General features: G+C 53.6%; 5 protein-coding genes and 1 pseudogene. All 6 read left to right on the top strand.

Annotation, left to right across the window (positions count from 1 at the left end; translation table 11 throughout):
• Positions 1–1733: HEAT repeat domain-containing protein (locus NC796_RS26290; RefSeq protein ID WP_310688847.1), on the top strand; the 1733-nt coding region annotated here is incomplete at its 5' end.
• Positions 1734–1787: 54 nt separating this feature from the next.
• Complete coding sequence (locus tag NC796_RS26285; protein WP_310688845.1) at positions 1788–3224, top strand: sulfatase-like hydrolase/transferase; 1437 nt, start codon at positions 1788–1790, stop codon at positions 3222–3224.
• Positions 3225–3271: 47 nt separating this feature from the next.
• On the top strand, positions 3272–4096 hold the full coding sequence (locus NC796_RS26280) for a sugar phosphate isomerase/epimerase family protein (RefSeq protein WP_310688843.1): 825 nt from the start codon (positions 3272–3274) through the stop codon (positions 4094–4096).
• A gap of 27 nt (positions 4097–4123) precedes the next feature.
• Complete coding sequence (locus NC796_RS26275; protein ID WP_310688841.1) at positions 4124–4930, top strand: alpha/beta hydrolase; 807 nt, start codon at positions 4124–4126, stop codon at positions 4928–4930.
• Positions 4931–4979: 49 nt separating this feature from the next.
• Entirely contained in the window at positions 4980–5813 is an 834-nt protein-coding gene (locus tag NC796_RS26270) for a ThuA domain-containing protein (protein ID WP_310688840.1), read from the top strand.
• Between the two features lie 161 nt (positions 5814–5974).
• Positions 5975–6613 (top strand): annotated as a pseudogene (locus NC796_RS26265) (hypothetical protein); the annotation flags it as partial.

Here is a 6613-nt window from a genome sequence, read left to right as displayed (position 1 = left end):
ATTTTGACACCGACGGGGACAGCCGGGCCGACAGCGTGGAGATTGTGCTGAGCGGGTTTGATGATCACGATACCCATCATGCCCACAGTGCCTACACGGCCGATCCTTCTGGAGCCGTCTACATGGGTGAAGGCGTCTTCCTGCGAACCAATGTGGAGACCTCCTATGGCACGGTGCGCGGTACTAACGGCGGGTTTTATCGCTACAACCCGCAGCGGCGCCGGTTGGAACGTACTGCCCAACTGTCGATACCCAACCCCTGGGGTATCGCCTTCGACCGGTGGGGCCAGAACTTTTTTGCCGAGACCTCCAGCCCCAACGTGCGCTGGATGATGCCGGGAACCATCAAGCCCATGTACGGGGAACCTTCACCCATGCCAGATAATCTGATTGAACAAGATCATATGGTGCGACCGACCTCCGGGCTGGAGTTTGTCTCCAGCCGTCACTTCCCCCCCGAAGTGCAGGGCGATATGTTGATTAACAATACGATCGGCTTCCTGGGGACCAAGCAGCACCAGATGATTGAGGATGGAACCGGGTTCACAACAAAGCACCGGCAGGACCTGGTGACCTCCTCCGACGGGAATTTTCGTCCCGTTGATATGGAGTTTGCCCCTGACGGGTCGCTGTACCTGGTCGACTGGCACAACGTACTTATTGGCCACATGCAGCACAACGCCCGTGATCCGCTGCGCGATCACAAGCACGGGCGGATCTACCGGATCACCTACCCCGACCGTCCGCTGGTGGAGCCAGCACCGGTTGCCGGGGCCTCAACAGAGCAGCTGCTGGAAAACCTGACCCTGCCCGAGTATCGTACCCGCTACCGCACCCGGCGCGAACTGCGTGGTCGTAATGCCACCGAGGTCCGCAATCATATTTCTGAGTGGACGGCCAACCTTGATCAAAATGATCCGCAGTACGAACACCATCTTTTGGAAGCCCTGTGGGTGACATGGGGACTTAATGACGTTGACGAGGGCCTGCTTCAAGAGCTGCTAGAAGCAAATGATCACCGGGTGCGGGCCGCTGCGGTTCGTGTACTGAGATACACCGGACACCAGGTGGAGGGTCAGCAAAAACTTTTAATACAAGCCGCAGGCGATGATCACGGACGAGTCCGCTTGGAGGCGATCGTAGCGGCTTCGTGGCTGCCGGAGCAGGAGGGGCTCCCCGTGCTTTCGGAAGCAGCCAAACATCCGCTGGACCGGCATATCGCCCCCACGTTTAACGCGGCGATGGCGCATATTCAGGGCACCTCTTATATGCCGCCGGAACAAGGCGAAGAGACCGTACAGACCGACCTGGAAGGGACCGACCGTGAGCTGTATGAACTGGGCGAGAAGATCTTTAGCCGCGATGGCAGCTGCGAGACCTGCCACCAACCCAACGGCAAAGGACTGGCCGCCTCCGGATTTCCACCGCTGGCGGGCACGGATTGGGTAACGGGCGACCCCGAGCGGTTGATCAAGCTCGTACTCAAAGGGATGCAGGGCCCGCTCGAAGTCTTGGGCGAGCAATACCCCGGACAGGTGCCCATGACTCCGTTTGGCGGGATGCTCAACGATGAGGAAGTGGCCGCCGTGCTGACCTACGTGCGCAATTCCTTTGGTAACGAGGCTGATCCTATTAATCCCGAAACGGTCGAAAAGGTCAGAGCTACTGTGCAGGATAAAGAAGGGTTTTACACCCCCCAGGAGCTGCTGGACGAACATCCCATGGAGGAGTAAGAATGGTATGTTCTATCAGCGATTTGATAATACATACTAAAATAATCTAAAAATATGTTGAGATACCTGCCCATAAAAATAATTCTGTTGGGGTGTCTGGCAGTCTCAGCTTGTTCAAGTGAAAAGCCACAACCCAATATTGTATTCATCTTTGCTGATGACCTTAGCTACCATGACGTAGGCATATACGGCAATGATGAAGTCAGAACGCCGAATATTGATGCGCTTGCCAAAGAAGGCGTTAAATTTACCCGGGCTTATAATATGGGGTCCTGGAGCCCAGCCGTGTGTATACCCAGCCGTACCATGTTGAACATAGGACAATATGTGTGGAATGCTCAAGACGCCTATGAGAATGATTACAAGCAAATACACCGGGAGGGCGATTTCTGGAGCCAGAAGCTAAAAGAGGCTGGATATGAAACCTATTTCACCGGCAAGTGGCATGTGCCCGGCTTGGATCCGAATGAATTGTTTGATCATGTGGTGCATGTACGTCCGGGGATGCCCGATCAAACCGAGGCGGGATATGATAGGCCCCACGAGGGGAAAGAAGACCCATGGAGTCCATATGACCGCAGCTTTGGAGGGTTTTGGGAGGGAGGTACGCACTGGTCCGAGGTGCTGACAAATGATGCTTTTGGCTTTATTGATGATGCCTCTCAACGAGAGAACCCGTTTTTCATGTACCTGGCATTTAACGCATCTCATGATCCCCGGCAGTCACCAAAAGAGTTTGTTGAGTCCTACGACCCGAAAGAGTTACAGATCCCGGAAAACTACATGGCGGAATATCCCTATAATGAGGCGATAGGTTCTGGTCGGGAACTTCGTGATGAGCGACTGGCCCCATTTCCCCGTACTGAATACGCCGTACGTGTGAACCGCCAAGAGTATTATGCGATAATTTCGCATATGGACGAGCAGATCGGAATTATCATAGACAAGCTGGAGGCGAGCGGCAAGCTGGAGAATACTATTCTCGTATTTACCGCTGACCACGGTCTCGCCGTCGGCCAACACGGGCTGATGGGGAAGCAGAATATGTATGAACATTCACTGCGCGTTCCATTTGTTATCGCGGGTCCCGGCATTCCTTCAGGAGAGCGGAATGAAACGTCTATCTACCTGCAGGATGTCGTACCGACCACGATTGAACTTGCCGGAGGGAAGATACCGGATTCCTATCAATTTCGATCCCTGTTACCTTTGATTCATGGTGAGGAAAAAGAACTTCATCCGGCTATTTATGGCGCTTATTTGGACAAGCAGCGATCCGTCATTGAATGGCCCTATAAGCTTATCCTGTATCCTGATATCTCCAGGGTACGTTTATACAATCTGGAGGAAGATCCGTATGAAACAAAAGACCTGGCGGAGCTGGAAGATTCTGGGCCCATTGTCAAACGACTTGTAAATCGTCTTTCAGAACTACAAGCGGAAACAGGGGACAAGCTCGATATTGAGAAATTCTTTGGCGAGTGGTTCTGACATCAATGAATTGAAAAATAATTGCAAATTTTAGGATAGATATTACTATGACAGACATACCATTTCGATTTGGAGCGGAAGTGTACACGTGGTTTATGGACGGGAACGGGAAGGCCCACCAGGGGGAACTCGGGCACATGATAGAGGTAACGGCCCGGGCCGGTTTTGACAGTATTGAACCGATCGCCGGGTGGATGGGGGAGCTGTCCGACCCGGACAAGCTGGCGGCCAAACTCAACGAGCACGGCATAGAGCTGGCGGCCATAGCACTGACCCTGCCCTGGAATAACCCAGAGGAAACAGAAGAGGAAATAAAAAAAGCCGACGAGATTATTGAGCTGACCTCAAAGTTTCCGGGGGCGATGCTGTGCCTGGTCCACGCCCCGGCCGGTCGTCACGATGTCGCCGCCCGACGGAAGAACCTGGTGGCCAACCTGAACAGCGTGGCGCGGCGGGCCGCTGAGAAGGGCGTGGAAAGCACCTTTCATCCCAATTCTCCCTCTTCTTCGATCACGCGTACCGAGGAAGACTACGACGTGATCCTGCCCGGGCTGGACCCGGAGGTGATCGGCTGGACCCCCGACGTGGGCCATATCATCAACGGGGAGATGGATCCGTTGGCCAAGATGAAGGAGTACGAGTCGCTGATCAACCTGGTGCACTACAAGGACTGGCAGGCCCCGCACGAGTTTGCCCTGATGGGGGAAGGCAAAGTGGACCTGGTGGGGATCACCCAGTGGCTGAAGGATATCGGTTATGACGGATGGATTATCTGTGAGGATGAGGCCCCCCGGGCGGTGGATCATCCCGACGAGGTGACCCTGCACGACGGGCAATGGATCAAAAACGACCTGTTGCCGGCACTTACATAATTCACAACAAAAAATCGAGGGATACCGATGCCATACGCTGAGTCGAACGGAATTCAACTGTATTATGAAGAACGCGGCAGTGGAGAGCCCCTGATCCTGATTATGGGCATTACCGCCCCAGGCGAAGTGTGGGAGGATCATGCCTCCTTTTGGGAGCAGGATTTCCGCTGCATCCAGGTGGACAACCGCGGAGTGGGGCGCTCCGACAAACCGGAGGGGCCCTACACGATGGCCCAGATGGCCGATGACTACGCGGGCCTGATGGATCACCTCAACATTTCCAGGGCACGGGTGGTCGGAGTTTCCATGGGGAGCCCCATTGCCCAGCAGCTGGCCCTGAGGCATCCCGAGAAGGTGAGCTGCATGGTGCAGATGTGTCCGTGGGCGCGCTGCGACCGCAAAGCTGAGGCGATTTTCCGGCACATGGTCAATGCGAAGGCACATCTCCGTCCAGAAGACTTTATGCAGTTTATTCAACTGCTGATTTTCGACAAGACTACGTGGGATGATGACGAGGAGTACGAGGGACTGCTGGAGGGGCAAAAAGATGCCGCTAATGACCAGCGCCCGCAACCTCTGCACGGGCTGGAGGGACAGGCTGAGGCCTGCATCACCCACGACGTCCTGGATGAACTTTCCAATGTCGGCCAACCCTGCCTGGTCATTGGGGGCCAGGAGGATACCTTTACCCCCACCTGGATGGCCCGTGAGGTAGCTGAGGCGCTGCCCAACAGTGAGCTACACCTGTACCCGAACTCCGGGCACGCCTTCCACTGGGAGAACATTGAGGACTTTAATCCCCGCGTGCGGGACTGGCTGAAGGTGCACAGGTAACGGTCACTGCAATCGATAAAGGTGTAATCAAAAATTGCTCACTGATCCAATGATCCTACGACAAACAATCAAATATACGTTTGCTGCTACTGTCTTACTGCTGATGTTTTCGGCTGGTACCTCAAATTCCGATGCGAAAGCAGCATCTGGCCTTGGTCATATTGACACCGACTCACTGCGTGTCTTGGTGTTTTCAGGAACAGGATGGTATCGTCATTCGGAGATTCCGTTAATCAATGGCTGGCTTGTTCGGCTGGGAGCTGAGCACCAGATGCAGGTGGATGTAACGGAAACACCGGCCGATGTCAGCGAAGAATCGCTCCGGGCATACGATGTGCTGCTTATTAACAACGCCAATGAGCTGGATTTGGTATTTAACGAAGAGCAGCGCACCGCCATCCGAGAGTGGTACCGGGCCGGGGGCGGCATTGTGGGACTGCATGCCGCGCTGGTCCGCCAGCAGGGCTGGGCATGGTTTTCGGAGCTGGGTGGTTGTGATTTTGAGAGCGACTCAAATTACCAGCGGGCAAAAGTTATGGTAGACCCGGAAGCCCGGAATCATCCAACGGTCGGAGGGTACGGACCGGAATTTTGGTACTCGGCCGATTGGCACAACCATACGCGCTCGGTTACCGGCCTGGAGGGGGTGCAGGTACTGCTGCGGGTGGATGAGTCTACCTATGAGCCGGTGCGCGATTATTTTTTGGAGCAGGGAGCTACGCCGATGGGAGAGGATCACCCGGTCTCATGGATTCGTGAGTACGATGGAAGCCGGTTTTTCTACACCGAATTGGGCCATGACTTGCGTTCCCTGGATACCGAATTCGGGCATATACACATACTGGAAGCCATTCAATGGGTGGCAAAAAGTACTCCTGAATGACGATATCTTAAATGGGAGATACGATTGAAAATTTTATGTACTATAAACGGTCGGAATATCTCTTTTAAGGTTGAAACGGTAAGATATTGCGATGTTATGGAAACCGGGAATTTAGTTTTCAATAACGAAAAATTATATATCCTAAACTCAATACTGGCATAATGGAACACAATTTACATCTGAACAGGAAAGTACTTGGAAAAAGATTAGTGCCCCTGATTGCGGGAATTGTATGTTTATTTTTTACTAGTCTACAGCTGGCCCAAGCCCAGGAGGGTACGGAGTGGATCTCCTACGAACCGGCGAACGGGCCGGGTAACGGGAAACATATTGTGCTGGTTAGTGGTGATGAAGAATATCGATCGGAAGAAGCGTTGCCGTTGCTGGCAGAAATTTTGGCTAAACATCATGGGTTTAAGACAACGGTACTGTTTGCCATAAATCCTGAGACCGGGCAAGTGGATCCGGAGTATCAAAACAATATTCCGGGCCTGCAGCATCTGCAAAGTGCTGATTTAATGGTCATTTTTACCCGGTTCCGTGAGCTGCCAGATGAGCAGATGAAATATATCGACCAGTACCTGAAGGCCGGCAAACCGGTAGTGGGGATACGCACGGCCACCCACGCCTTTCACTACGAAGACAACCCCGACAGCCCGTATGCAAAATATAGTTTCCAGAGCACCGAAAAGGGGTGGGAAGATGGATTCGGGCGCCAGATCCTCGGAGAGACCTGGATCGACCATCATGGGTCGCACGGTGAGGAAGGAACCCGGGCTATTATCGATGGAATAAAGAAA

This window comes from Aliifodinibius sp. S!AR15-10 (assembly GCF_031569985.1).
Taxonomy (GTDB): domain Bacteria; phylum Bacteroidota; class Rhodothermia; order Balneolales; family Balneolaceae; genus JAMQKA01.
Note: the sequence above shows the minus strand (reverse complement) of the source record. Positions and strands in the feature narration are given on the sequence as shown.